Origin of the sequence: Pseudomonas putida, assembly GCF_030159595.1 — a bacterium.
GTDB lineage: Bacteria > Pseudomonadota > Gammaproteobacteria > Pseudomonadales > Pseudomonadaceae > Aquipseudomonas > Aquipseudomonas putida_AC.
Genome location: NZ_BSKJ01000004.1, coordinates 233,806 through 257,859, shown reverse-complemented (window position 1 = coordinate 257,859; position 24,054 = coordinate 233,806). Strand labels below are relative to the sequence as shown.

The 24,054-nt window shown below is 61.3% G+C and carries 26 protein-coding genes and 3 pseudogenes; 14 read left to right on the top strand and 15 right to left on the bottom strand.

Going from position 1 to position 24,054, the window contains the following annotated elements; translation table 11 throughout:
- Nucleotides 1-19 precede the first annotated feature (19 nt).
- On the bottom strand, nt 20-595 hold the full coding sequence (locus tag QQL85_RS11130; RefSeq protein WP_284353690.1) for an RBBP9/YdeN family alpha/beta hydrolase: 576 nt from the start codon (nt 593-595) through the stop codon (nt 20-22).
- 194 nt (nt 596-789) lie between these two features.
- Between QQL85_RS11130 and QQL85_RS11125 the strand changes: the two genes are divergently transcribed.
- Nucleotides 790-1,800 (top strand): AraC family transcriptional regulator, encoded by a 1,011-nt coding sequence (locus QQL85_RS11125; RefSeq protein ID WP_284353691.1) that lies wholly within the window; start codon nt 790-792, stop codon nt 1,798-1,800.
- Here QQL85_RS11125 and QQL85_RS11120 read toward each other — a convergent pair.
- From QQL85_RS11120 to QQL85_RS11095, 6 genes are all read right to left on the bottom strand, one after another.
- Complete coding sequence (locus QQL85_RS11120) at nt 1,797-2,123, bottom strand: Rieske (2Fe-2S) protein (RefSeq protein ID WP_284353692.1); 327 nt, start codon at nt 2,121-2,123, stop codon at nt 1,797-1,799. The genes QQL85_RS11125 and QQL85_RS11120 overlap by 4 nt on opposite strands.
- Nucleotides 2,120-2,773 (bottom strand): DsbA family oxidoreductase, encoded by a 654-nt coding sequence (locus QQL85_RS11115; RefSeq protein ID WP_284353693.1) that lies wholly within the window; start codon nt 2,771-2,773, stop codon nt 2,120-2,122. The genes QQL85_RS11120 and QQL85_RS11115 overlap by 4 nt, the downstream gene beginning before the upstream one ends.
- A gap of 4 nt (nt 2,774-2,777) precedes the next feature.
- Nucleotides 2,778-4,058 (bottom strand): MFS transporter, encoded by a 1,281-nt coding sequence (locus QQL85_RS11110; protein ID WP_284353694.1) that lies wholly within the window; start codon nt 4,056-4,058, stop codon nt 2,778-2,780.
- A 120-nt stretch (nt 4,059-4,178) separates the two neighbouring features.
- Nucleotides 4,179-5,231, bottom strand: a complete 1,053-nt coding sequence (locus QQL85_RS11105) for a 3-keto-5-aminohexanoate cleavage protein (RefSeq protein ID WP_284353695.1) — start codon at nt 5,229-5,231, stop codon at nt 4,179-4,181.
- A gap of 54 nt (nt 5,232-5,285) precedes the next feature.
- On the bottom strand, nt 5,286-6,134 hold the full coding sequence (locus QQL85_RS11100) for a TauD/TfdA dioxygenase family protein (RefSeq protein ID WP_284353696.1): 849 nt from the start codon (nt 6,132-6,134) through the stop codon (nt 5,286-5,288).
- Nucleotides 6,135-6,147: 13 nt separating this feature from the next.
- The gene (locus QQL85_RS11095; protein ID WP_284353697.1) at nt 6,148-7,128 is read right to left on the bottom strand and encodes a quinone oxidoreductase family protein; all 981 of its coding nucleotides are present in this window, start codon (nt 7,126-7,128) and stop codon (nt 6,148-6,150) included.
- Nucleotides 7,129-7,355: 227 nt separating this feature from the next.
- On the opposite strand from QQL85_RS11095, the gene QQL85_RS11090 reads away from it, so the two are divergent.
- Complete coding sequence (locus QQL85_RS11090; protein ID WP_284353698.1) at nt 7,356-7,562, top strand: hypothetical protein; 207 nt, start codon at nt 7,356-7,358, stop codon at nt 7,560-7,562.
- Nucleotides 7,563-7,589: 27 nt separating this feature from the next.
- Here the strand turns inward: QQL85_RS11090 and QQL85_RS11085 are convergent, their stop codons facing one another.
- Nucleotides 7,590-8,009: a MerR family transcriptional regulator gene (locus QQL85_RS11085; RefSeq protein ID WP_284353699.1), complete on the bottom strand. Its 420-nt coding sequence runs from the start codon at nt 8,007-8,009 to the stop codon at nt 7,590-7,592.
- Between the two features lie 111 nt (nt 8,010-8,120).
- Here QQL85_RS11085 and QQL85_RS11080 point away from each other — a divergent pair, with 111 nt between their 5' ends.
- Both QQL85_RS11080 and osmE read left to right on the top strand, forming a co-directional pair.
- Nucleotides 8,121-9,356: an NADH:flavin oxidoreductase/NADH oxidase family protein gene (locus tag QQL85_RS11080; RefSeq protein ID WP_284353700.1), complete on the top strand. Its 1,236-nt coding sequence runs from the start codon at nt 8,121-8,123 to the stop codon at nt 9,354-9,356.
- Between the two features lie 35 nt (nt 9,357-9,391).
- Nucleotides 9,392-9,748 (top strand): osmotically-inducible lipoprotein OsmE, encoded by a 357-nt coding sequence (osmE, locus tag QQL85_RS11075; protein WP_284353701.1) that lies wholly within the window; start codon nt 9,392-9,394, stop codon nt 9,746-9,748.
- Nucleotide 9,749: 1 nt separating this feature from the next.
- On the opposite strand, the gene QQL85_RS11070 is transcribed toward osmE, so the two are convergent.
- Nucleotides 9,750-10,109: a hypothetical protein gene (locus tag QQL85_RS11070; RefSeq protein WP_284353702.1), complete on the bottom strand. Its 360-nt coding sequence runs from the start codon at nt 10,107-10,109 to the stop codon at nt 9,750-9,752.
- Between the two features lie 200 nt (nt 10,110-10,309).
- Between QQL85_RS11070 and QQL85_RS11065 the strand changes: the two genes are divergently transcribed.
- Nucleotides 10,310-10,510 carry a hypothetical protein gene (locus tag QQL85_RS11065; RefSeq protein ID WP_284353703.1) on the top strand — a complete coding sequence of 67 codons (201 nt, stop codon included), beginning with the start codon at nt 10,310-10,312 and terminating at the stop codon, nt 10,508-10,510.
- Nucleotides 10,511-10,666: 156 nt separating this feature from the next.
- Nucleotides 10,667-10,885 carry a hypothetical protein gene (locus QQL85_RS11060; RefSeq protein WP_284353704.1) on the top strand — a complete coding sequence of 73 codons (219 nt, stop codon included), beginning with the start codon at nt 10,667-10,669 and terminating at the stop codon, nt 10,883-10,885.
- Nucleotides 10,886-11,168: 283 nt separating this feature from the next.
- Here QQL85_RS11060 and QQL85_RS11055 read toward each other — a convergent pair whose 3' ends face one another.
- The 3 genes from QQL85_RS11055 to QQL85_RS11045 form a co-directional block, all read right to left on the bottom strand.
- Nucleotides 11,169-11,477, bottom strand: coding sequence for a hypothetical protein (locus QQL85_RS11055; RefSeq protein ID WP_284353705.1), 309 nt, complete (start codon nt 11,475-11,477; stop codon nt 11,169-11,171).
- A gap of 131 nt (nt 11,478-11,608) precedes the next feature.
- The gene (locus QQL85_RS11050) at nt 11,609-11,977 is read right to left on the bottom strand and encodes a hypothetical protein (protein WP_284353706.1); all 369 of its coding nucleotides are present in this window, start codon (nt 11,975-11,977) and stop codon (nt 11,609-11,611) included.
- Nucleotides 11,978-12,132: 155 nt separating this feature from the next.
- Nucleotides 12,133-12,273: a hypothetical protein gene (locus QQL85_RS11045; protein WP_284353707.1), complete on the bottom strand. Its 141-nt coding sequence runs from the start codon at nt 12,271-12,273 to the stop codon at nt 12,133-12,135.
- A gap of 839 nt (nt 12,274-13,112) precedes the next feature.
- Here QQL85_RS11045 and QQL85_RS11040 point away from each other — a divergent pair.
- Nucleotides 13,113-13,738: pseudogene (locus QQL85_RS11040) on the top strand (GNAT family N-acetyltransferase).
- Nucleotides 13,735-14,094, top strand: coding sequence for a cupin domain-containing protein (locus QQL85_RS11035; RefSeq protein ID WP_284353708.1), 360 nt, complete (start codon nt 13,735-13,737; stop codon nt 14,092-14,094). The pseudogene QQL85_RS11040 and the gene QQL85_RS11035 overlap by 4 nt, the downstream one beginning before the upstream one ends.
- A 249-nt stretch (nt 14,095-14,343) precedes the next feature.
- Here the strand turns inward: QQL85_RS11035 and QQL85_RS11030 are convergent.
- Both QQL85_RS11030 and QQL85_RS11025 read right to left on the bottom strand, forming a co-directional pair.
- Nucleotides 14,344-14,529 (bottom strand): annotated as a pseudogene (locus QQL85_RS11030) (hypothetical protein); the annotation flags it as partial.
- The gene (locus QQL85_RS11025; protein ID WP_284353709.1) at nt 14,530-14,826 is read right to left on the bottom strand and encodes a hypothetical protein; all 297 of its coding nucleotides are present in this window, start codon (nt 14,824-14,826) and stop codon (nt 14,530-14,532) included.
- A gap of 275 nt (nt 14,827-15,101) precedes the next feature.
- Here QQL85_RS11025 and QQL85_RS11020 point away from each other — a divergent pair.
- From QQL85_RS11020 to QQL85_RS11010, 3 genes and pseudogenes are all read left to right on the top strand, one after another.
- Nucleotides 15,102-15,697, top strand: a pseudogene (locus QQL85_RS11020) (site-specific integrase); the annotation flags it as partial.
- 20 nt (nt 15,698-15,717) lie between these two features.
- Nucleotides 15,718-17,304: an ABC-F family ATPase gene (locus tag QQL85_RS11015; protein ID WP_284353710.1), complete on the top strand. Its 1,587-nt coding sequence runs from the start codon at nt 15,718-15,720 to the stop codon at nt 17,302-17,304.
- A 248-nt stretch (nt 17,305-17,552) separates the two neighbouring features.
- Entirely contained in the window at nt 17,553-18,746 is a 1,194-nt protein-coding gene (locus tag QQL85_RS11010) for an MFS transporter (RefSeq protein WP_284353711.1), read from the top strand.
- Here the strand turns inward: QQL85_RS11010 and QQL85_RS11005 are convergent.
- Nucleotides 18,708-19,754, bottom strand: a complete 1,047-nt coding sequence (locus QQL85_RS11005; protein WP_284353712.1) for an alpha/beta hydrolase family protein — start codon at nt 19,752-19,754, stop codon at nt 18,708-18,710. The two genes, QQL85_RS11010 and QQL85_RS11005, sit on opposite strands and share 39 nt — an antisense overlap.
- 200 nt (nt 19,755-19,954) lie before the next feature.
- Here QQL85_RS11005 and yghU point away from each other — a divergent pair, with 200 nt between their 5' ends.
- The 3 genes from yghU to nspC all read left to right on the top strand — a co-directional run bounded on the left by yghU (nt 19,955) and on the right by nspC (nt 24,040).
- Nucleotides 19,955-20,794: a glutathione-dependent disulfide-bond oxidoreductase gene (gene yghU / locus QQL85_RS11000; protein WP_284353713.1), complete on the top strand. Its 840-nt coding sequence runs from the start codon at nt 19,955-19,957 to the stop codon at nt 20,792-20,794.
- 139 nt (nt 20,795-20,933) lie between these two features.
- Nucleotides 20,934-22,637, top strand: coding sequence for an amidase (locus QQL85_RS10995; RefSeq protein WP_284353714.1), 1,704 nt, complete (start codon nt 20,934-20,936; stop codon nt 22,635-22,637).
- Nucleotides 22,638-22,942: 305 nt separating this feature from the next.
- Nucleotides 22,943-24,040: a carboxynorspermidine decarboxylase gene (gene nspC, locus QQL85_RS10990; protein ID WP_016715639.1), complete on the top strand. Its 1,098-nt coding sequence runs from the start codon at nt 22,943-22,945 to the stop codon at nt 24,038-24,040.
- The last annotated feature ends 14 nt before the right edge of the window (nt 24,041-24,054 follow it).

Below are 24,054 nucleotides of genomic sequence, written 5' to 3'. Positions count from 1 at the left end.
TGGCTGGGGCGTCCATGCGTTACTGCAGGTTTGCGTCCAGTCGGCGGATCAGGGCCTCGGCCAACGGCCAGGGGCCGAAGCCTGAGGCCGGATTGAGGTGGCCAACGGCGCCCAGGCTGACCAGTTCGCTTCCCCAACGCCGGGCCATTTCACCCGCAGCGGCGTAGCTGGCGAGGTGGTCATTGCTGCTGGCCGCGACAATGCTTGGGAATGGCAGCGACGTGGGCGGAAGCGGTGACCAGCCCTTCTCGGCCAGGCTGGCCGGGCTTGGGTAATGCGCTGGCCAGTGGGCGTTGAGGTCCGGCGGGGCAGCCAGCAACGCGCCCTTGATCGCCCGCTGGTAGCGTGCCGCCCAATGGGCAACCATCAGTGCACCAGCGCTGTGTGCTACCAGGATCACCTCACCTTCGATCTGGTCGAGCTCGCGCTGGATCGCCTCGACCCGGGCATTGCAACACAGGCCGTCAACCTGCAACGGCGGTACGCTGCGCACCTTGGCCAGGCGGCCGGCCAGCAGGGTTTGCCAATGTTCGGCGACGTGGTCGCGCAGGCCGGGGACGATCAGCACGGTGGCTGTGGTTTGCAATTTTTCCACGGTGAACCTCATGTGCGATGTAGCGCTTGAAGGTCACAGTAAACAGGCCTCCCCCCAGGTGCTTTACATTGGGCGTCAGGCGCTTTTCATTTGATGACACTGGCCAAAACAGGGCTTTGCTTTTCAATTGATGACACGCAGGCTATAAAACCAGTGGACCTGCAAACCCCGTGCTTTAGGGACAACAATAAAAAATGCCTGCTCTTGTCCGTGCCGCCAGCTTGACCAACTACCTGGAAGTGTCCCGCCACCTGGGCCTAAACCCCCATGCGCTGCTGGCACAGGTTGGCCTGAGCGCCGCGTTGCTCGACGATCCCAACCGGCGTATCCAGGTGGCCAGCGTCATCAGTTTGCTGGAGGCCTCTGCCAGCGCCACGAAGTGTGAAAGCTTTGGCTTGCGCATGGCCGAATTGCGTCAATTGTCGGACTTTGGCGAAATCAGCCTGTTGCTCAGCCACCAACGCAACCTGCGCGATGCGCTGCAGGTGATCGTGCAGTACCGCCACCTGCTCAATGACGCGCTGGCCATCCATATCGAGGAAGCCGGCAAGACCGTGGTCATTCGCGAAGAGGTGATCAACGAGCGTGCGCCCTGCAGCCGCCAGGCCACCGAGCTGGCCATCGGCGTGATGATGCGCCTGTGCGCGGCGCTGCTGGGCGCCCATTGGCACCCGATCAGTGCCAACTTCACCCACGCGGCCCCTGCCGACCTCGCCATTCACCGACGCATCTTCGGTTGCACACTGGTGTTCGGCAGCGAATTCAACGGCATCGTCTGCCCCGCTGCCGACCTCGACAGTGCCAGCCCGCAGGCCAACGAGGCCATGGCCCGGCTGGCGCGTCGCTACCTGGACACCCTGCCGGCCAGCGGCGTACCGTCGCTGGAACTGGAGCTGCGCAAAACCATCTACCTGCTGTTACCCATGGGTCGTGCCACCATCGAGCAAGTGGCGCAGACCCAAGGCATGAACGTGCGCACCCTGCAGCGGCGGCTGGAAGAGAACGCGCTGACCTTCAAGGACCTGATCAACAGCGTGCGCCGCGACTTGGTGATGCGCTACCTGGAAAACCCCAGCTATTCGCTGGGGCGTATTGCCGACATGCTCGGTTATTCGATGCCCAGCTCATTCACCCGCTGGTTCATTGCCCAGTACGGCATGCCGCCGGCCAACTGGCGCGCGCAACACAATGGGCAGCTGCATTAACAGCCCGTTGCGGGCTCATCGATGACGATAAACACTTCACCCTTCTCGCGCTCGACAGGGTATGTGTTCAGCTTGAGCGCAGTGGAGTTCTGCAGATAACCGCTGGCCAGATCGAAACGCAACCCGTGGGCACAACACTGGATGACGCGACCTTCCAGGCGACCGCCGCACAGCGATGCCCCTTGGTGCGGGCAACCGTCGTCGACGGCATAGAGCGAATCGGCAATGTTGAACAAGGCCACGCTGTGGCCCTCAAGGTCCAACAGCACCCGCCCGTTGCGTTCCGGTACTTGATTGGGGAGCAATGCCATACGCCGCTTCATGCCTGCGCCACCTCCTGCAAGGCGTCGCTCATGGCCGCGAACAGCGCCTCGGCTGGCCGCACGCCTGCAATCAACGGCCCCTGATTGAAGCGGTAGCGTGGCACGGCACTGCCTGCGCGCCCTGCCCCATCAAGAAACGGGCTACCGTCGTCACGCAGGCAGTCGACCACTTGTGCAGCCTGCAACCCACAGCTCTGGGCAATACCGAGCAAGGTGCCGCGGTCCCCCAGGTCACAGCCCTGGTGGAAATAGGCAATGAACAACCGCGCCAGCAACGCCTCCTGTTGTGGTGCACCGAGCAGGCTGCCGGCCCGCTGCATCAAGCGGTGCGCATTGCCAGTATTGGGCATGCGGCGGATGCGCGAAAAATCGATATCTTCGCCCACCGCGCTGGCGGCGGCGCGCACTTGGGCCTGGCGCTCGCGCACCGCTTGCTCACTGCCCAGACGTTGCAGGTAAAACGTATTGAACGGCACCCCATTGGCAGGCAGCCCAGGCAGCAACTGCACGCCCTGCCAGTGCACCTGCACCTCCACCTGGGGCTGCTCACGCTGCAACCTCAACAGGGCCGCCTGCAGGTGCCGCTGCCCAATCAGGCACCAGGGGCAGACAAAATCGAAGAACACCTCGACGGACAACAGCTGTTTCACGGTTTCAACTCCTGGAGCGCAGACAGTCCATGTCGCGGTGGTAATGACGTTTAGCGAAAAAGAACACAGCCGCCGCCGCGATGCTTGTCAGCGGTACCAGCTGTAATGCGGCCTGTAGGCCGATCAGGTCGGATACCCGGCCAGTAATCAGCGGCCCGGTCGCCAGGCCCAGCAGGTTGTTGGCCAGGGTCAGGGTGGCGAATGCGGTGCCATGTACCGACGCGTGGGTCAGGTTGGCAACCATGGCACTGGACGGGCCGTTGGTGCCGGCGGCAATCATCATGCCCAGGCAGATCAACACCAGTTGCGCAGTCCCAGCGGGCAGCGCGAAGGCAATGCTCAGCAGCATGCAACTGCCCAGGCAGTAGCCGATGGCCAGGCTGATCTTGCGGTCCGGGCGCTGCCTCCCCAGGCGGTCGCAGAGCATGGCGCAGAGGATCATGCCGATGCCGCTGCACAACACGATGACAGCGGCGATCGCCCCGGCGCGGTCGGTGCCCATGGCGTAATAACGGTTCAGGTAGCTGGGCATCCACACAATCAATGTACCGCCAACGAACAGTTGCAGGCCGCTGCCGACATAAGCGGCGATGACCGAGCGGCTGCTGTACAAGCTGCGCAGCGGGCGGCAGGGCTTATCCAGTGCCTGCTGCGCGCACTTGGGCGCAATGCGTGCTTCCTTGACGATCATGGGATAGAGCATCGCCAGCACCAGGCCGAACAGTGCCATACCGGCGAATGCCCAGCGCCAGCCCAGGTGCTGGGCCAATACACCACCCAGGGCCATGCCCAGCACCGAGCCGAACATGCCACCAGCCATGAACGCACCGGCCAGGGTCGAGCGCATGTCGCGGGGGAACACGGCGACCACCACGGCAATGCCGACACTGCCATAAGCGGCCTCACCGACCCCGACCAGAAAACGCGCAATGAACATTTGCGGGTAGTTTTCCGCCATGGCGCAGCCAAGCGTAGCGAGGCTCCACAGCACCGCCATCAGCACCAGGCTGCGTACCCGGCCGAAACGGTCGGCCAGCAGTGACAGCGGGAAGGTCAGCAGGCCGACCATCAGCGCGACGATGCCGCTGAGCAGGCCCAACTGGCCATCACTGAGCGCCCATTCACCCTTGAGCAGCGGGAACACCGCATTGAGAACCTGGCGCGACATGTAGTCGGAGATCAACAGGCCAAACGTCAAGGCAAAGACCACCCAGGCATAACGCCGGGGGACGCTGTGAACGGAGTCGGTGCCGGCGTCGTCGGCACTGGCGAGATAGGTGGCCATGTTGCCTCCTTGGGTATGGGGCTTGGGTGTTGTTTTTGTTGTTATGGGTAACAGCCAGAACTGATGTTGCTCTTGCGGGCCTCTTCGCGGTTTTGCCCGCGAAGAAGCCGGGCCTGCCGTTCAGGTACGCTGCGGCACCCCCTTCACACCCGGCTGGCGGTTTGGCGCCATGCCATTGGCCTTCAGCGTCTGCTCGATGCTGTCGTACTGCTGCCCGATGCGATAAATCGCGCGTGCTTGCTTGCCAGTGGCAATCTCGCGACCCAGCTCATGCGCCACGCGCACGGTCTGCTGGACCTGCTGCACCGAGGTGAAGCGTTTGCCGTGCTGGTCGATGATGGTGTCTTCGTTGCCACAGCGCGGGTGCAGGCCCATGGCCAGGGCCATGGTGTTGAACGGCAGCACGTTCTTGAGCAGCGATTCGGCGGTCAACGTGCAGCCGTCCGGTGCGCGGTGGATGAAATTGAAGAAGTTGAACGGGTTGGGGCCATCGAAACCGCCGCCAATGCCGATCCAGGTCAGGTTCAGCGGGCCCATGTAGTCACCCCGGCGCACGATGCGCTCAAGGGTTTCCAGGGCATGCATGCCGGTCAGCTGGAAATGCGGCTGGATATTGCTGGCCTGCAGGCGGCGCAGGTGTTCGCGGACCCAGGCCGGGCCGGCCGGCACGGTCATTTCGCTGTAGGCAGCATGGATTGCCGGGCTGGCCAGCGAGGTGCCTTCGAGGTACTCGGGGTACAACAACTCCATGATGTTCATCTGCGTGGTGTTGATGGCCACGGTCACCTGGTCGGGGCGCGGCGTCAGCTCGGCGAGCATGTGCCGGGTGTCGTCCGACAGCCATTTGGCCGCTTCGCCTTCGCCTTCCGGGGCGAAGGAAATCGAACCGCCAACCTGGATGATCATGTCCGGGACGGCTTCGCGTACCCCGGCGATCAGCTCGTTGAACTTGGACAGGCGCTTGGAGCCTTTGCCGTCCAGTTCACGCACATGCAAGTGCAGCACGGTGGCGCCTGCCTCGTAACAGTCGACGGCCTTCTGCACCTGCTCGTCCATGGTCAGCGGAATGTCTTCAGGGAAGTCTTCGGGCATCCACTCCGGGCCATAGGGGGCCACGGTGATCACCACCTTTTCCATGTTTTCCGGGTGCAACGAATCGTCGAAGAATTGCATGCTGTAGTCCTCGCTATTGTTATTGTGCGGTTGCCGCCAGTGACGGCGACAGGCTTAGAACGTGCGGCTGCCCTTGATCCCGGCGCGCTCCATCTTGCGGTGGCACGGCGGGTAGTCCATGACGGCGTAATGCTGAGTGCTGCGGTTGTCCCAGATCGCCACGCTGTTGGGCTTCCAGCGCCAGCGCACCTGGTACTCGGGCAGGTACGCCTGGCTGATCAGGTAACGCAGCAGGTCGCTGGCACCTGGGTTGGCGTCCTGGCCGAAACGCACCCGCTGCGGGGTGTGGTAATTGCTGAAATGGGTGGTGAAGGCGTTGACGAACAACACCTGCTCGCCCGTTTCCGGATGGGTGCGCACCACCGGGTGCTCGGCATCGGGAAACTGCGCCTTCAGTGCCAGGCGTCTGTCCAGCGGCATGGCGGCACCGAAGCTGGCCTCGATGCTGTGGCGGGCGCGCAGGCCTTCGATTTTGGCCTTTACGTCGCTTGGCAGGTTTTCATAGGCCAGCACCATGTTCGCCCACATCGTATCGCCGCCCACCGGGGGGCACTCGACGCAGCGCAGTACGCAGCCCATGGGGGGCGCCTCGCGCCAGGTGGCGTCGGTGTGCCAGGCATTTTCATAGCGGTCGTTGGGCTGGTCCGGGCGCTTGTAGATCTGCACCAGCCCTGGGTGCTCAGGATCGCTACCCGCCACCGGGTGGTCTTCCAGTTCGCCGAAGCGACGGGCGAAGGCCACATGCTCGGCACGGCTGAAGTGCTGGTCGCGCAGGAACAGCACACGGTGCTGGAGCAACTGCTGGCGCAGCTGGGCGAACAGGTCATCATCGTGAATCGCGTCGGCCAGGTTGACGCCACTTACCTCGGCACCGATCGCGCAGGTCAGTTGTTCGATGTGCATGCTGTTGCCCTCTTCAGATGACGAAGATCGACGAACCGGTGGTTTTGCGGGCTTCCAGGTCACGGTGGGCCTGAACGGCATCCTGCAGGGCGTAGTGCTGGTTGATTTCGATACGGATGCGCCCACTGCTGACGTGGTCGAACAGTTCGCCGGCCAGGTCGGCCTTTTCTGCCGGGTCGGCAATGAAATCGGCCAGTGCCGGGCGGGTGAGCTGCAGCGAACCCTTGATCGCCAGCAATTGCGGGTCGAACGGCGGGATGCCGCCCGACGCCGTGCCGACGCACACCATCAGGCCACGGCGCTTGAGCGAATCGAGCGAGCCCATGAACGTGTTCTTGCCAACGCTGTCGAACACCACGTTCACCCCTGCCCCGTCGGTCAGCTCACGCACGCGGCTGGCCACGTCCTCGACGCTGTAGTTGATGATGTGGTTACAGCCATGGGCGCGGGCCACTTCAGCCTTGGCCTCGGTGGATACGGTGCCGATCACGTTCAGCCCCAACAGCCTCGCCCACTGCGCGACAATCAGGCCCACCCCGCCAGCAGCGGCATGCAGCAGCACGCTGTCACCTGGCTTGAAGTCATAGAGCCGGCGTAGCAAGTAGGCCGAGGTCAGGCCGCGCATGGTCATGGCGGCAGCGGTCTCGAAGGCAATGGTCTCCGGCAGTTTTATCAGTGCAGCGGCGGGGATAAGGCGCTCGGTGCAATAAGCACCCAGGGTATTGAGGAAGCCGGTATAAGTGACACGGTCACCGACCCTCACCTGAGTCACGCCCTCGCCCACGGCCTCTACCACCCCGGCAGCTTCCACACCGATGCCATTGGGCAGCGGGATCGGGTAGGTGCCATTGCGGAAGTAGGTGTCGGCGTAGTTCAGGCCCACCGCCACCTGGCGCAAACGCACCTGGCCCGGGCCGGGCTCGCCCACCTCGGCATCCTCGTAGCGCAGCACCTCGGGGCCACCTGTCTGATGGAAACGTACGACTTTGGACATGCTTGTCTCTCCACTCATCGATCTGGACGCCTGGCGTCAGTTCTGGATGACTGGACTGTATGCCCTTGGCTTTCGGGGTGCTTCGCATCGGACGACAGCCGGTTTTCATTTGATGACAGCGCGATCGTCGCCCTGCCCTGCATGAACGCCGTTTTATTGATGAGCCTGCTTGATGCTTATCCATGGCGAGACTAATACTTAAGTCTCTGCCTGGGGAGGCACGAAACATGCAACCAAGATTCGTTATCGTTCCCGCTGTGCCGATCGAAAAGGAGTCGTTCCGCATGGGCAGCCGCTACTACGCCGCTACCGTTTGTGGAGGGTTCGACATTTACGATAACCAGGTGAAGGAGCGGCTCAAGCCGAGCTACCCGAGCAGGACGGATGCGCAGGTGCAGTGCGAGCAGATGAACAAGCGTGGTGAGCTGGGATGAACCATGCCAAGGCCGCCCCACCCGGGGTCAAGCGCCTGTGGCCTCAACCGCTTGCCAACCGGCAAGCAAACGCTGGGCGTTCTGTTCGCAGTCCATCCCCTGTGGCTTGCCTTCGATACCGGCAATCACCGCCAGCAACTGAGCACGGTTCTGCGCCAGCCGTTGCTGCATCGCCTCGATCTCTGCCACCTTGCGCTTGAGGCTAGCCAGCAACACACCATGATCACCCGGAGCGGCCCCGGACGCGTCGGTAAGCTTGCGCATTTCATCCAGGCTGAACCCCGCCTGCTGGCCACAGGTAATGACCTCCAGCGTCCGCACGACCTGCTCCGGGTAGTCCCGGTAGCCGTTGCCCAGGCGTCGGGCGGCAATTAGCCCGCTGGCTTCGTAAAAGCGGATACGCGATGCACTGAGGCCCGTGCGTCGCGCCAACTCACCAATTTTCATTTCACTGTCCTTTCCCTATTGACCTTAAAGTTGACTTTAACCTTAGCCTTCTCTGCAACCTAGCCCACGCGGTCAGTAACCGATGCGTGGTAGCCCTGTCCGGAGATCGCCATGACACCGTTCCAGCCGCTGCATTTGCCCAATGGCAGCGTCATTCCCAACCGCATCGCCAAAGCGGCGATGGAAGAAAACCTGGCCAACCCCGACCAGACCCCTTCCGACTCATTGCTGCGCCTGTACCAGGCCTGGGCCGAAGGTGGTGCCGGGTTGTTGCTGACCGGCAATGTGATGGTCGACCCCAGCGCGATGACCGGCCCAGGCGGGGTAATGCTCGATGCCAGCCAGCCGCTGCAACGCTTTCGCGACTGGGCCCATGTCGGCCGCGCCCATGGCGCGCAATTCTGGATGCAGATCAACCACCCGGGAAGGCAGATGCAGGCCAACCTTGGCCAACCCACCGTTGCGCCGTCGGCCGTGGCCTTGGACATGGGCGGCCTGTCCAGGCTGTTCCCCCTGCCCAAGGCGCTGGACGAAGCCGAGATCGCCGCACTGATCCAGCGTTTCGCCCGTACCGCAGCGCTGGCCGAAGAGGCCGGCTTCAGTGGCGTGCAGATACATGCCGCCCACGGTTACCTGCTGAGCCAGTTTCTGTCGCCGTTGAGCAACCAGCGCCAGGACCGTTGGGGCGGCAGCCTGGAAAACCGCGCGCGGCTGTTGCTGGAAGTCGTCAAGGCCGTGCGCGAGGTCGTTTCGCCCGGTTTCGGCGTGGCAGTGAAGCTGAATTCGGCAGACTTCCAGCGCGGTGGCTTCGAACCTGCAGATGCCCGCCAAGTGGTGCTATGGCTGAACGCGCTGCCAGTGGACCTGGTGGAACTGTCTGGCGGCAGCTATGAGGCACCGGCCATGCAGGGCGATGCGCGCGACGGCCGCACCTTGGCCCGCGAAGCCTACTTTCTGGAGTTTGCCCGGGATATCGCTGCCATCGCGAAGATGCCGGTGATGGTCACCGGCGGTATTCGCCGGCTGCAGGTGGTCGAACAGGTGCTCGCCAGTGGCGTGGCCATGGCCGGCATCGCTACGGCGCTGGCTGTCGAACCTGGCCTACCCCGGCGCTGGCACAACGGCGAGGCGACAGCCAGCGCCGAGCTGAAGCCGATTCGCTGGAAGCGCAAGGCGTTTGCCGCACTGGCGTACATGGCCCTGGTGAAGCTACAGATGCGCCGGCTGGCAGCAGGCAGCCAGCCCAAGGCCCACGCGTCACCGTTGCGCGCCTTGTTGCTGGAGCAAGGCTGCACATTGCTGCGGGTAAGGCAGTACAGGCGTATGATGAAAAGCCGAGCGGATTGATGATGTGGCGTACTGCCCTGTACTGGAGCAATGCCATGAACAAACCCCATTACGCGCTGCTTTTCACCCTGGCAGCACTTGCTGCCTGTTCATCCAGCTCTGCGCTGTACCACGACCAGCCGCTGGTGGCCAAGGTCGATACCGGCATGAGCAAAGACCAGGTCGTGCAAATAGGCGGCAAACCTGATGCCGAGTCCGAACGCACCGTGGTGCCCGGCACTTGCTTCGACTACCTGCTGACCAAGGCCGGAAACCGGCAACCCTACAGCGTCAGTTTCGACGGCAGCGGCAAGGTGGACAAGACCGCCTTCATGACCTGCGCCGAATGGAGCAATGCCCAGCACAAGGCCCGCCTGCCCAGCATGGGCGGCTCAAGCGGCTCGGGTTACTGACTCAGTCCAGGCATTCTCTGGCAGCCTGGCGCAATTTATCGCCCGACAGGAAGCTGCCCTTGTAGAACGTAGCGCGGCTGCCTTCGCGAGAATCGACCACGTCCAGCACATCGTCGCTCGCTACGGCACTGGGCGCCGTTAGCCGGTAGCCGTGGGCTATCGACTTCTGCGTAGCCTGGGGCGCGAGTGCCTGCCACTTAGGCAGGACACAGGCGGCGTACTGCTGCGGCGTTTTTTTGGTCAGTTTGCTGGCAGTGGGTTTGCCGGGGGTTGCGCAGCCAGCAAGGCTGGCGACTAACGCAGAAGTGATCAAGATACGAAAAGTAGGCATTTGCAATTGGCCGTTAGGGATACGCTGCATTCTAACGGGGGTTGCGCCGAGTTACTAATCAACCAAGGTCTCGCTGCAGGCTTTCGCGCAATTGACACAGCGATAGCGCGCGCCTGGATGAGGCCAGGCAGGGCTCGACAGTAAGCACCTGATAATTCTGCCAGTAGCGTGAGCAGGTAGAGGCTGCGACAGTAAAGGGGTCAATTCACAAGTCGGCAAGGAGTTATGCAATGCAAACTAGCGCCAACAAAACACTTCTTTTCTATCAGAATGGCAAACTCATCACCCTTAAAACCGGCGAACAGAACCGTAGCATCTTTCGCCACTCGGATGTGCCACTTGCCGAGCAACAATCAGACGGTAACCACACCAGCGGAATTTATATGACGGACACGATGGGTTCGGTACTGCAGGTGCAGACCAAAACCTGAAACCTTGGCGCCGCTCCGAGGCTCCAGCAAAGATCGCACACGCTTTTCCGGGCTTGGGCGAGAAAGCGCCTTCCACAAATCGGTTGCGTTTCACCCTGCCCTGAGGCGATGCTCACAGGCCCGTTGAAGCAACCGACAAGGAAGGCCGTTATCACAATGGAAACGCTTCATAGCATCAAGTCAGACCTGGTCAGAACAGCCGATCACCTGGACCAGCTCAGTCAGGCCATGAGTGGCCACGCCAGGTTCATGGCGGCGCGCGGTAGCTCGCAGAGCGAGGTGGATGTTGCGGCGCACATCAAGTCCATCGATGTGGTTGCGGACGAATTGCGCTCTGTCGCCGCAAGAATCGACGACATTGAAGGCGCTTGCTGAGTGACTTCACAGCCTGGAAATCGCCTTGGTTTGCCTGGTTAATCCATTCCTTACCGTGACGGTCTACCCGGTTCAGGGTGCCAGCCCCCCAAAAACGCGGGTCAGGGCTTGGCTCCCCGGTACAACACGATGGCTGCGACATCCAGGGCCAACACGCTGGCGACAAACAGAAACATTACATACAGGTCTTCAGGAAGCATTGCCGTATCCCCAAAATGCGCCGGTTTGAAAGGGTAAAAGCAATTACCGTTCCAGCCAGCGCATCCGCTACCCGAGCAGCGGCTCAGCTGAACTTGAGCTTCACCACTTTGCTCAGTGCCCAACCACCGAAGACATAGAACGCATCCAGGTAGAAGCGCCCGGCATAGTTGGGCAACGGTGCGTTATTCAACAGCACATCCGGGTCGGGCGCGGGGGGAAACAACGCATAAAAGCCGTTGGGCAGCACAGCCAGCGCCAGCAGCAACAGATAAGTCGAGGCTTGCAGCAGGGTAGCGCGATTGCTGGATCTGGCGGACCACTTCAAGCCGTAGTACGCAACCAGCCCTGCAACGGGTAACACCCAGAAATGCGTCGGGATTCCAATGAACATTTCTGCGACAACGCTTCTTGCTTCCACACGCGATTCTCCTTCCAAATACCTGGATTATTGCGGCGGTGACCCGCAAATGCAAAAAGCCCGCTCTCAACAGCGGGCTTTTTGTGTTTTCTGGTGCCAATCAATCAAGCCTTTGAACACATCAATGCGGCGTCCAGCAACCTGCCATGGTCGTACCAGGCATCACGTTGATAAGCCGTGAACTGGCGCTGAGTTCCCGTGCCCCGCAACTCTACAAGCCCCTCCGCCTTGTCGGGGTCGGTGCTTTCGATGAACAGCCTGACCGAGTTATCGCCCTCGACTTCATAGGTTTTCACATTTCCTTGAAGTTCGTTTTTGACGCACCCCAGATACACGGGTGGGCTTTTCGCTGTACTGCCAACGGTGTAATCGTGGCTGTCTCGCACATCAGGGTGTTGTGCGCAGCCTGCCATGAACAACGTGGCGAACCCGGACACAAGTATTGCGCCCGCTAGCGATGTTGAGCTCTTCACGCGACACGCGCCTGTTACCCCATCAGAAACCGGGAAAGTTTTACCAGGCAGCCGCCCCTTTTTTGGTTATCGTGCGCCCATGTTACTGCGCGAGGGCGATCAGGCATTAGGTTTGTTTGCTATATGGATTTCGGTGTGTCCCCTCTCGCCCTCCATCAGTAGCGACGGTACTCCTGCCCGCCACGATCGCCGTCATGATAATGGCGGTGATGGCGACCGTCATGCCAGTACGGCCAGCAGCCACTGAGTAGCAGCAAACCAGACAACACCACAACCCATGCAGTCTTGCGTTTCATGTGCGTACCTCCGACAAGCGAAGCCAAAGCTTGCTTACGTTGGACCGCACTCGATCGGGATGTTCAGGCAGGCGCAAGCCGCTGGTCATCTTCCACGCAAGGTTTCATGTAGCGGTTGGCCCCGATTACGCGTATGGCGTGCCCCACAACCGGGGTCAGGATATGGCATGGAGAAACACATAAGTCGCCGCCAGGTCCAGTACCAGCACAGCCACCACGCTGAAAATCATGTAATAGCGGTCATCCTGAGTCATTTCTGCGTACCCCGCATGATCAATGTCTCAGGGTTTCAGCAATTCCTGTTCCAGCGCCGTATTAAAGCAATGCAGCGTTAGCTGCTCGCACCTCACCGCCTGGACTCTGGCACGAACTGCCAACCTCCCATCAGGATGATTACCCCGGTTATTGCTACATAAAGCAGGTATTGGCCTGGATGCACGACCACGCCAATCGCCCAAGCGGCCATCACCGTCCCGCCAATACGACGCCTGCGCCTTGGTGTAAGCCAGCGCTGCAACGCTTTGTGCCGTTCTCGCAAGCTCATCATCACGCTCCCTGTTCTGATAAGTACGGAAGGATAACACTCCGCAATTGAGCAGGTCTTTGCGCTTGTGACGAAGAGCGGACGACTAAGCGGTGCAGATCCAATTCTCATCACCGCAAATCGACTGCACGATCGTCTCCCCAGACCTGAGCCATTAGACCGCCATGTGCCTTTGAGCATGGAGCGTCGCACGTCGTGCTGACGGTGTTCGCCCAGAGCATGATGGGAACCGTTCAACCCGCCTACCCTGCCCCCTGTCAAAGGCGTAATCCTTGAAAAATAACCACCCGATCCCATGGGAGCACTGTACATGCCTATCGACTTCAGGCCCGCTCAAGCCTCGGACGCGCACGATATTGCGCGCTTCTTTCAACTGACATCGGAGGGCATGGCCGATTACATATGGAGCAAGCTTGCCGCACCTGGGGAAACATTGCTGAGTGTCGGTGCGTCTCGCTATGCCAGGGAACAGGGCGACTTTTCCTACAAGAACTGCCTGATGGCCACTTTCGAAGGGCGCGTCATCGGCATGATGCATAGCTATGCCTTGCGCGAGACCCCTGACAGGCCTGTCGAGACAGACCCGGTCCTCGCGCCTTATTCCGACATGGAAATACCCGACACCTTGTACATATCCAGCCTGGCCCTGGATGAGGCCTGGCCCTGGATGAGGCCTGGCGCAGTCAGGGGCTGGGCGTCCAGTTTCTTCGCCACGCCCAGCAGCGCGCAGAGGACTCTGGCCTGGATGGACTGTGCCTGATCGATTATGCAGAAAACCACGGTGCACGCCGCTTCTACGAACGTCACGGTTTTCAGATTGTTAAAACCTGCCAGATCGTTCCGCACCCGATGCTTGGCGTGACCGGTGAAGCCTATTTGATGTATCGCCCTACCCACAACGTGCTCGAGAAAACACCATGAACAACAAACTGACCGTATTCCGCGAACTGGATATCCAACCGGTGCGCGACCTTCCCTTTTTTGAAGAGGTCGTGGAAGGCACCCCTCATACGCTGACGTCCAAGTACTATCACGATGAGCAGCAAGGTCGCATTTCCGGAGAATGGGAAGCCAGCACCGGAGCGTGGCGCATCGACTACAAAGTTTGGGAGTTCTGCCATGTCCTGAGTGGATGCTGCGTCATCGAGCTTGAGGGTTGCGCCCCCATCACACTGGCCGCTGGCGACACGTTCATTATCGAACCGGGCGCCAAGGGCAAATGGACTGTGCTGGAAGACATGAAGAAGAACTTCGTGATCCTCTTGCCCGCGAACTAGGCAAGGGGTCGCGTTTCATCGAGCGCGGCGCAAGGGCAGTTTGCATGCTGGCTTGCTGGCGGCGCTCGAATGCTCTTCGGCAGGCCACACCCGAGCGTGAAGCCGAGCGCAATGTCGAGTTTATAAGGCTCCTGGATAGAGGCCTTAGGGGCAGTAGAGAGCGGGTTCAACACTGTTCGCCCTGCCGGCGCAGTCGATCACGCTCAGGTGCAGCTGCCTCTTACGGGCCCAGCCTGATCCGCCAGAGCCTCAAGCGCCTTCGCTTTTCACCTGGCAGATCCCATTGGCGCGATTCTTCCTGGTATAGGAAACGCTCGGAGAACCGCCCGGGTTGATCGACAGCGAGATAGTCACACCGCCGCCCTTGGCTTCGAAGTAGTTCTCGTTGAACTTCTTCAACTGCCCTTCCTTGCCATTGATGTAAACCGGGCCGCCCTACCTATGTGCGTTGTCCAAGCGCCACTGGGCAAGCTCAATCAACCGGCGATCAAAAAGAGCAGAAAATCGTGGTTGCAACACATGTGCTTCGACAGTGAGCTCAGGCCGATTCTCTGCGAGTAATTTCTTTAGCCCAGCCTGGAAATCCCCTGACGTAACAAGTCTGACGGCTGCCTCAACAGCGCCATGCTGCCTGTTCATCCTTTCCCATGTGGTCGGATTGTATTTAATCCTGTGGCATTCCTCGATGGCTTCTTCAATGGCTCTCGTGAATTCTTCTCTCAACGCTTCCATGTTCCCCCCTGAATTGGTCATGAAGTCTTTATGGCCTAGTTCCCGAATCTCACCCTTATTTGAGCGCGCCACTCAGGCGAGGCCGGGACCACATCATCGGTCAATTTTTTGTTTTGTCCAGGCGATAGAGCCACTTCCCTCCATCGCCGTCTCGATAACCACTCGATATCGTGCGACTAATTCTCCCGACTCATCCCGTTGGTAATCGTCTCGGACGTCCTCCCCGGCGAGGGTGGCGAATGCATGGAAAAGCCATGATCGATGCGACCGAGAACCGTAATGCAATCACCAGGTTGTCAACCATCCTGGCGGCAGCCACCCGTGAGCAAGAATCCCGCTGAGTTGGTTGAGCTACCAGGGCGGCCAAAGAAGGAGATCGATCCGTTCACGCAGGCGCAAGCCAACACAATCATCAACACGCTGTACCAGCATAAGCACTGGCCTAGCTTGATCTATGCCGCTCTGTACGAGTTCATGTTCTTCACCGGCCTCCGGCTGCCGGAGGCATTGGCGGTACGCGGATCGCCGCAGCGATGGCAAAGGAGCGGTGACCGAAGCCCCGTTCCCATTCCCGCCGTCGAAGAACGCCGAGTACGTAAAACAGACCTCCGACCGACACAAACAGTGGATGCCGGCGCAGAATGAATTGGGGATCAGGCGTCGCCCCCCATACAACTGCCGTCACACCTATGCGACAATACGCTCAATGTCCGGCCTCAACCCCGCATTTATCGCCCAACAGCTGGGTCACAGCGTTCAGATGCTGCTGTCGACGTATGCCCGTTGGCTTAACTCAAGCTCCGACTGGAGCGAGCTGGAAAAGCTCAAGATTGGTATCAAATCGGTATCAGCTGAAAGCCCAGCGTCGTAAGTTACTGATAGGTAAGCCCTTTGATCTCCACCGCTAACATCACCATGCAGTTCGGCTCCAAGCCGCTGTTCGAAAACGTTTCCGTAAAATTCAACAACGGCAACCGCTACGGCCTGATCGGCGCCAACGGTTGCGGCAAGTCGACCTTCATGAAGATCCTCGGCGGTGACCTGGAGCCATCCGGGGGCCAGGTCATGCTCGAGCCGAACACCCGCCTGGGCAAACTGCGCCAGGACCAGTTCGCCTACGAGGCATTCACCGTGATCGATACGGTGATCATGGGCCACGGTCAACTGTGGAAGGTCAAGGCCGAGCGCGACCGCATCTACTCGCTGCCGGAAATGACCGAGGAAGACGGCATGGCCGTCGCCGAGCTGGAAACCGAATTCGCCGAAATGGACGGCTACACCGCCGAATCCCGTGCAGGTGAACTGCTGCTGGGCCTGGGTATCCCACTGGAGCAACACTTCGGCCCGATGAGCGAAGTGGCACCGGGCTGGAAGCTGCGTGTACTGTTGGCCCAGGCGCTATTCTCGGACCCGGACGTGCTGCTGCTCGACGAACCGACCAACCACCTGGACATCAACACCATCCGCTGGCTGGAAACGATCCTCACGGCGCGTAACAGCACCATGATCATCATTTCCCACGACCGACACTTCCTCAACAGCGTCTGCACCCACATGGCTGACCTGGATTACGGCGAACTGCGCCTGTTCCCGGGCAACTATGACGAGTACATGACTGCGGCTACCCAGTCGCGTGAGCAACTGCTGTCGGACAACGCCAAGAAGAAAGCCCAGATCGCCGAGCTGCAGACCTTCGTCAGCCGCTTCTCGGCCAACGCCTCGAAGGCCAAACAGGCGACTTCGCGCGCCAAGCAGATTGACAAGATCCAGTTGGCCGAGGTCAAGCCGTCCAGCCGTGTCAGCCCGTTCATTCGTTTCGAACAGACCAAGAAACTGCACCGCCAGGCCGTGGTTGTCGAGAAAATGGCCAAAGCCTTCGACGACAAGGTGTTGTTCAAGAACTTCGACATTACCGTCGAAGCAGGCGAGCGCGTTGCAATCATCGGCCCCAACGGTATTGGCAAGACCACGCTGCTGCGCACCCTGGTCGGCGAAATGACCCCGGATGCAGGTTCGGTCAAGTGGACCGACAGCGCCGAAGTGGGCTACTACGCCCAGGACCACGCCCACGACTTCGAAGACGACATGACCCTGTTCGACTGGATGGGCCAGTGGACCTCCGGCGAGCAGGTGATCCGCGGCACCTTGGGACGCATGCTGTTCTCCAACGACGAGATTCTCAAGTCGGTGAAGGTGATTTCAGGTGGTGAGCAAGGTCGCATGCTGTTCGGCAAGCTGATCCTGCAAAAACCGAACGTGCTGGTGATGGACGAGCCGACCAACCACCTGGACATGGAATCGATCGAAGCACTGAACCTGGCGCTGGAAAACTACCCGGGCACCCTGCTGTTCGTCAGCCACGACCGCGAGTTCGTTTCGTCGCTGGCCACGCGCATCATCGAGCTGTCGGCGGATGGCGTGGTGGACTTCAGCGGCACCTACGATGACTACCTGCGTAGCCAGGGTGTGCTGGTCTGATTGAAGCGTAAGGGCCCGGCCATTTGCAATGGCTGGGCCGGCCTCTTCGCGGGTAAACCCGCTCCCACAGGATTTCTACATGCCTCGAATATTGCAGGGGCCCTGTGGGAGCGGGTTCACCCGCGAAGAACCTGCCGCCACCCCACAGGCTTGCACAACCCGACGAATAATTCGTTAGCCTGCTTTCATTTCCTTCCTGTAACAGCCATCATGGAACCACGCCCAACCGCCCGCCCGCGAAAGAGCCCATGACCGCGCAACAACCCGCCCCCACCAGCAATACTCTGCACATCACCCTGCAGATCCTGTCGATCGTTTTCTACACCTTCATTGCCTTCCTCTGCATCGGCCTGCCGATTGCGGTACTGCCCAGCTATGTGCACGACCAGCTGGGTTTTGGCGCGGTGATCGCCGGGGTGACAATAGGCCTGCAATACTTGGCCACCTTGCTCAGCCGCCCGTTTGCCGGGCGCGTTGCCGATACGCTTGGGGGCAAGCAGGCCATTCACTTCGGCCTGCTGGGGATTGCCGGCTGTGGGGTGTTGACCCTGCTGTCGGCCTGGACCCTGACGCTGCCTCTGCTGAGCCTGGCGTTGCTGCTCACGGGCCGTTTGCTGCTGGGCATCGCCCAGGGGTTGATTGGTGTGGCCACCTTGAGTTGGGGTATCAGCCAGGTCGGCCCCGAACACACCGCCAGGGTGATCTCGTGGAACGGTATCGCCTCTTATGGCGCCATCGCGATCGGTGCCCCACTGGGCGTACTGGCCGTGGACGGGCTGGACTTCAGCGTACTGGGGCCAGCCTTGCTGGTACTGGCGGTAATCGCCCTGCTGGTGCTGCGCAAACGTCCTGACGTGGTAGTGGTGCGTGGCGAGCGCCTGCCTTTCTGGTCCGCGTTCGGCCGTGTCGCCCCGTGTGGCCTGGGCCTGACCCTCGCCTCGATCGGCTATGGCACCCTGACCACCTTCGTCACCCTGTACTACCTTGAGCGCGGCTGGGCCGGCGCCGCCTGGTGCCTGAGTGCGTTTGGTGTGTGCTTCATCATTTCGCGGCTGCTGTTCGTCAATGCGGTCAACCGCTTTGGTGGCTACAACGTTGCGGTCGCCTGCATGGCCACCGAAGTGCTCGGCCTGAGCTTGCTATGGCTGGCGCCTTCCCCGGCCTGGGCACTGGTCGGCGCTGGGCTTACCGGTTTCGGGCTGTCGTTGGTGTACCCGGCGCTGGGTGTCGAAGCAATCAAACAGGTCCCCAGCAGCAGCCGTGGCGCGAGGCTAGGGGCCTATGCGGTGTTCTTTGACATAGCCCTGGCCATTGCCGGGCCGGTGATGGGCGCAGTGGCCGTGCACCTGGGCTATGCCTCGATCTTCTGCGTAGCGGCCCTGCTGGCCCTGGCCGGGGTAGGCCTAACGCTGTTGCTGTCGCGTCGCGCCCGCCTCGGCTGACCGTTCGCCTACCTGCGGTGCGCCCAGCGCCTGGCTGAAGAACGCCGCCGTTTCCCGTTCCAGCGAATGATGGATATGGCGGCGATCAACGCCCTCGGCATCTTTGCACAGCGCGGGCATCCGCGCGTACTGCTCGGCGTCGCAATGGGCCATGAACACAAAGTGACCAGCGCCGGCCAACAGGCGGTAATCCGGTGTGACCGGCAGTTTGCGGGCCAATGCTTCAGCGTTACGGTCCACAGCCACCAGTTGGTCGCTGTCACCGCTATAGATCAGGGCGGGTACCTGTACCCCGGCCAAGGCATGACGCCCGAACAACAGGCTTAATGGTGCCATCAGCATCACCGCCCCCACCCGCTGGTCTGCCTGCGGTGCCAGTTCGCTGCGGTCGGCAATCAGAATACCGTGGGTTTTGCAGGCATCGGTGTCGTTCGGGCGCTCCAGGCAGTACTGGCGCAGGCGGTCCAGGTCGGGGCGCGCGCCAGACAGGATCAACGCAGTTTCGCCGCCGGCCGAATAGCCGATCACGCCGACCTTGCCTTCATTCAGGTAAGGCCCAAGCAATGCATCGTCACGGGCAGCACCGATGGCAGCGCTGACTTGCAGTGGCCGGCCGTAAAGATTGCTCAAGGTGCCCAGGCGACTGTGGTCGCGGGCGTTGTCCCCCGGGTGCACGACCGCTACCACCACGAACCCCTGGCGCGCCAAGGACGTGGCCAGGTAATGCAGGGCCAACGGGCTGCCGGTATTGCCGTGGGACAACACCAGCAACGGAAACTGACCCATGGCAACGGGTGCCTCTTCAGCCACGTCGATGGGATAGCCATCAATACGACTGCTATGGGTTTTGCCAACGGCTGGGTAAAAAGCCAGCGCTTGCATTGGCCGGTTGTCGACCGGGTCGGCCAATGTCATGTGGTGCAGGCCGGCCACCCAGGGAGCAGCCTCGGCGTGGGCCAGCAGGCTGCCGAGCAGAGCCAGTGCCAACATGCAGCGTGGAAGGGTCATCGGCCGGCGGTTCCTTGCAGGGCGAAGCGATAGCCCAGCATAGAGCCGGCCTGGCCACAACCGGATGAAAACTGGATGAAACCCTCGTCATGCAGGTTGCGTGTGCGCCTTATGCATTTGCGCATGACGCCGAACGCGTGGCATAGATGCAGGTCAACGTCTTTATGTGACCGTTTCGCGCCCTTGAAGGAGATTCATGCATGAGCAAGCCCGCCTATGTGCCACCTAAGGTCTGGCGCAACGACGCAGCGTCCGGCGGCCAGTTCGCCAGCATCAACCGCCCGGTTGCAGGCCCGACGCACGACAAGGATCTGCCGCAGGGCAAACACCCGCTGCAGCTGTATTCCCTGGCCACGCCCAATGGCGTCAAGGTCACCCTTGCCCTTGAAGAGCTGCTTGCCTTGGGCCATTGCGGTGCCGAGTACGATGCCTGGCTGATCCGCATCGGCGAGGGCGACCAGTTTTCCAGTGGCTTCGTCCAGGTAAACCCCAACTCGAAGATCCCTGCCCTGCTCGACCGCAGCGTCGAGCCGCCTGTGCGGGTGTTCGAATCGGGTTCGATATTGCTTTATCTGGCTGACAAATTCGGTGCCCTGCTGCCGAAATTGCCGGCTGCACGCACCGAAAGCCTGAACTGGTTGTTCTGGCAGATGGGCGCAGCGCCTTACCTGGGCGGCGGCTTTGGCCACTTCTATGTGTATGCGCCAGAAAAATACGAGTACGCGATCAACCGCTTCACCATGGAAGCCAAGCGCCAGCTGGATGTCCTCGACCGCCGCCTGGCCGAAAGCCGCTACCTGGGTGGCGATGAGTACAGCATTGCCGATATCGCCGTGTGGCCGTGGTATGGCCAGTTGGTGCGCGGCAACCTGTATGGCGCGGCGGAGTTTCTGGCGGTTGATGAATACCCCAACGTGCAGCGCTGGGCCGAGGAAATTGCCCTGCGTCCGGCGGTGCAGCGCGGTACCCGGGTGAATCGGACCTGGGGGGATGAAGGCAGCCAGGTGCCGGAGCGGCATTGCGCGGCAGACCTGGATTGAGGGCTAGCCGGGGTCGCTGCGCGACCCCAACAATGCCCGCCTGCATAAAACCATTTGCCCCCGCGCAAACCTGCGTCCGTCAAGCCCTTCTTGTACACTCCTCGCATTAGCCCCCACCTGCACATTTTTTGGTGAACGCATGATCGAGGTAACCGAGGTTTCCATTGCCGAGCTGCGCGACGCGCTCGAGTCGGGCCGCACGACGGCGGTCGAGCTGGTCAAAGCCTACCTGGCGCGCATCGACGCCTACGATGGCGCCGGCACTGCTACTGCCCTCAACGCCGTAGTAGTGCGCAACCCAGAGGCGCTGAAAGAAGCCGAGGCCTCTGACGCCCGCAGAGCCAAAGGCCAGGTGCTGAGCCCGCTGGACGGTATCCCTTACACCGCCAAGGACAGCTACCTGGTCAAAGGCCTGACCGCTGCTTCCGGCAGCCCCGCGTTCAAGGACCTGGTCGCCCAGCGCGACGCCTTCACCATCGAGCGCCTGCGCGCCGCCGGTGCCGTGTGCCTGGGCAAGACCAACATGCCGCCCATGGCCAACGGTGGCATGCAGCGCGGCGTGTACGGCCGCGCCGAAAGCCCCTACAACGCCAACTACCTGACCGCGCCCTTCGCCTCGGGCTCGTCCAACGGTGCCGGCACCGCCACCGCCGCCAGCTTCAGTGCCTTCGGCCTGGCCGAGGAAACCTGGTCCAGCGGCCGTGGCCCGGCGTCCAACAATGGCTTGTGCGCCTACACCCCATCACGCGGGGTGATTTCGGTGCGCGGCAACTGGCCGCTGACCCCGACCATGGACGTGGTGGTGCCTTACGCCCGCACCATGGCCGATCTGCTGGAAATCCTCGACGTGGTGGTAGCCGATGACGCTGACAAGCGCGGCGACCTGTGGCGCTTGCAACCCTGGGTGCCGATCCCGGCAGCGTCGACGGTGCGCCCTGCGTCGTACCTTGACCTGGCAGTGGATGCCAGCACCCTCAAGGGCAAGCGCTTTGGCGTGCCGCGCATGTACATCAATGCCGATACCGAAGCCGGCACCTCTGAAAAGCCGGGCATCGGCGGCCCGACCGGCCAGCGCATCAACACCCGCGCCACGGTGATCGACTTGTGGCAGCAGGCACGCCAGGCCCTGGAAGCGGCCGGTGCCGAAGTGCTGGAAGTGGACTTCCCGCTGGTGTCCAACTGCGAGGGCGACCGCCCGGGCGCACCGACTGTTTACAACCGTGGCATTGTCAGCAAGGAATTCCTGCATGACGAACTGTGGGAGCTGTCGGGCTGGGGCTTCGACGACTTCCTGCGCGCCAACGACGACCCCAAGCTCAACCGGCTGGCCGATGTCGATGGCCCACAGATCTTCCCCCACGACCCGGGCACCCTGCCCAACCGTGAGGATGACCTGGCTGCCGGCATGGACGAGTACGTCAATATGGCCAAGCGCGGGCTGAAGACCTGGGACCAGATCGAGACCCTGCCAGACGGCCTGCGTGGCCTGGAAAAGACCCGCAAGATGGACCTGGAGGACTGGATGGACAACCTGGGCCTGGACGCGGTGCTGTTCCCCACCGTGGCCGACGTAGGCCCGGCGGATGCCGATGTCAACCCGGCCTCGGCAGACATCGCCTGGAGCAACGGTATCTGGGTGGCCAACGGCAACCTGGCAATCCGTCACCTGGGCGTGCCGACCGTCACCGTGCCGATGGGCGTGATGGCCGATATCGGCATGCCGGTGGGGCTTACCTTCGCCGGGCGCGCGTATAGCGACAATGCACTGTTGAGTTTTGGTGCCGCCTTCGAGGCGACCGGCTCGCGCCGGATGATCCCGCCGCGCACCCCGGCTCTGGGGTGATTATTGGGGCTGCTTTGCCGCCCATCGCCGGCAAGCCAGCGCCCACACCGATCGCATTGCCCACAAGTTTTCTGCTTTCCAGTGGAGGACTTGTGGGAGCTGGCTTGCCGGCGATGAGGCCAGCCACCCGTCGGTGGTGATTACGATAGTCACATGCACCTGATCTACTAAGCCCGCCGCTACCCGAAAAATGCCCTCGCAACGGCGTCAACCCTGACGAAATGCGTATCGCACCCTTTCGGTCTGCGGCAAGTGAAGGCACAATGCGTGTCCTTTTTTTGGCCGGCCTGGCCGGGGGCCTTTAAATGATCAAGACGCCGTATTACCTCATCGATAAAACCAAGCTGCTCAGCAACATGGAGAAGATCGCCTATGTGCGTGAACACTCCGGTGCCAAGGCGCTGCTTGCCCTCAAGTGCTTCGCCACCTGGTCGGTCTTCGACCTGATGCAGCAATACATGGACGGCACCACCTCGTCCTCCCTCTTCGAGCTCAAGCTCGGCCGCCAGAAGTTCGCCGGCGAAACCCACGCCTACAGCGTGGCCTGGGCCGACGACGAGGTCGAGGAGATGCTGGAGAACTGCGACAAGATCATCTTCAACTCGATCGGCCAGCTGCAGCGCTTTGCCGAACAGTCCGAAGGTAAAGTGCGTGGCCTGCGCGTCAACCCGCAAGTCAGCAGCTCCGACTACCTGCTGGCCGACCCGGCCCGCCCGTTCAGCCGCCTGGGCGAATGGGACCCGGCCAAGATCGAACAGGTGATCGAGCAGATCTCCGGCTTCATGTTCCACAACAACTGCGAGAACGGCGACTTCGGCCTGTTCGACAAGATGCTCACGCACATCGAAGAGCGCTTCGGCCACCTGCTGCACAAGGTCGAGTGGGTCAGCCTGGGTGGCGGCATCCACTTCACCGGTGAAGACTATGCGGTAGACGCCTTCTGCGCGCGCCTCAAGGCCTTCTCGGAGAAATACGGCGTGCAGGTGTATCTGGAGCCGGGCGAAGCGGCCATCACCAACAGCGCCTCGCTGGAAGTGACCGTGCTCGACACCCTGTACAACGGCAAGCACCTGGCCGTGGTCGACAGCTCCATCGAAGCGCACCTGCTCGACCTGCTGATCTACCGCCTCAACGCCAAGATGGCCCCCAACGACGGCGAGCACACCTACATGGTCTGCGGCAAGTCGTGCCTGGCCGGTGACATCTTCGGCGAGTATCAATTCGATCGTCCGTTGGCCATTGGCGATCGCCTGTCGTTCGTCGACACGGCGGGTTACACCATGGTCAAGAAAAACTGGTTCAACGGTCTGAAAATGCCTTCCATCGTGGTCAAGCAACTCGACGGCAGCGTCGAAGTCGTTCGCGAGTTTGGTTTCGAAGACTACGTTTCCAGCCTGTCGTAAGACCGGCTTTCCAA

Excerpts from the sequence above, each read along its gene's own strand:
- QQL85_RS11080 (WP_284353700.1), top strand. The coding sequence starts at position 8,121 with ATGACACCGTTCCAGCCGCTGCATTTGCCCAATGGCAGCGTCATTCCC.
- QQL85_RS10995 (WP_284353714.1), top strand. The coding sequence starts at position 20,934 with ATGATCGAGGTAACCGAGGTTTCCATTGCCGAGCTGCGCGACGCGCTC.
- QQL85_RS11070 (WP_284353702.1), bottom strand. The coding sequence starts at position 10,109 with ATGCAGCGTATCCCTAACGGCCAATTGCAAATGCCTACTTTTCGTATC.
- QQL85_RS11095 (WP_284353697.1), bottom strand. The coding sequence starts at position 7,128 with ATGTCCAAAGTCGTACGTTTCCATCAGACAGGTGGCCCCGAGGTGCTG.
- QQL85_RS11025 (WP_284353709.1), bottom strand. The coding sequence starts at position 14,826 with ATGGAAGCGTTGAGAGAAGAATTCACGAGAGCCATTGAAGAAGCCATC.
- QQL85_RS11110 (WP_284353694.1), bottom strand. The coding sequence starts at position 4,058 with ATGGCCACCTATCTCGCCAGTGCCGACGACGCCGGCACCGACTCCGTT.
- QQL85_RS11120 (WP_284353692.1), bottom strand. The coding sequence starts at position 2,123 with ATGAAGCGGCGTATGGCATTGCTCCCCAATCAAGTACCGGAACGCAAC.
- QQL85_RS11035 (WP_284353708.1), top strand. The coding sequence starts at position 13,735 with ATGAACAACAAACTGACCGTATTCCGCGAACTGGATATCCAACCGGTG.
- osmE (WP_284353701.1), top strand. The coding sequence starts at position 9,392 with ATGAACAAACCCCATTACGCGCTGCTTTTCACCCTGGCAGCACTTGCT.
- yghU (WP_284353713.1), top strand. The coding sequence starts at position 19,955 with ATGAGCAAGCCCGCCTATGTGCCACCTAAGGTCTGGCGCAACGACGCA.
- QQL85_RS11010 (WP_284353711.1), top strand. The coding sequence starts at position 17,553 with ATGACCGCGCAACAACCCGCCCCCACCAGCAATACTCTGCACATCACC.
- QQL85_RS11125 (WP_284353691.1), top strand. The coding sequence starts at position 790 with ATGCCTGCTCTTGTCCGTGCCGCCAGCTTGACCAACTACCTGGAAGTG.
- QQL85_RS11105 (WP_284353695.1), bottom strand. The coding sequence starts at position 5,231 with ATGCAATTCTTCGACGATTCGTTGCACCCGGAAAACATGGAAAAGGTG.
- QQL85_RS11065 (WP_284353703.1), top strand. The coding sequence starts at position 10,310 with ATGCAAACTAGCGCCAACAAAACACTTCTTTTCTATCAGAATGGCAAA.
- QQL85_RS11085 (WP_284353699.1), bottom strand. The coding sequence starts at position 8,009 with ATGAAAATTGGTGAGTTGGCGCGACGCACGGGCCTCAGTGCATCGCGT.
- QQL85_RS11005 (WP_284353712.1), bottom strand. The coding sequence starts at position 19,754 with ATGACCCTTCCACGCTGCATGTTGGCACTGGCTCTGCTCGGCAGCCTG.
- QQL85_RS11060 (WP_284353704.1), top strand. The coding sequence starts at position 10,667 with ATGGAAACGCTTCATAGCATCAAGTCAGACCTGGTCAGAACAGCCGAT.
- QQL85_RS11100 (WP_284353696.1), bottom strand. The coding sequence starts at position 6,134 with ATGCACATCGAACAACTGACCTGCGCGATCGGTGCCGAGGTAAGTGGC.
- nspC (WP_016715639.1), top strand. The coding sequence starts at position 22,943 with ATGATCAAGACGCCGTATTACCTCATCGATAAAACCAAGCTGCTCAGC.
- QQL85_RS11045 (WP_284353707.1), bottom strand. The coding sequence starts at position 12,273 with ATGAAACGCAAGACTGCATGGGTTGTGGTGTTGTCTGGTTTGCTGCTA.
- QQL85_RS11055 (WP_284353705.1), bottom strand. The coding sequence starts at position 11,477 with ATGTTCATTGGAATCCCGACGCATTTCTGGGTGTTACCCGTTGCAGGG.
- QQL85_RS11090 (WP_284353698.1), top strand. The coding sequence starts at position 7,356 with ATGCAACCAAGATTCGTTATCGTTCCCGCTGTGCCGATCGAAAAGGAG.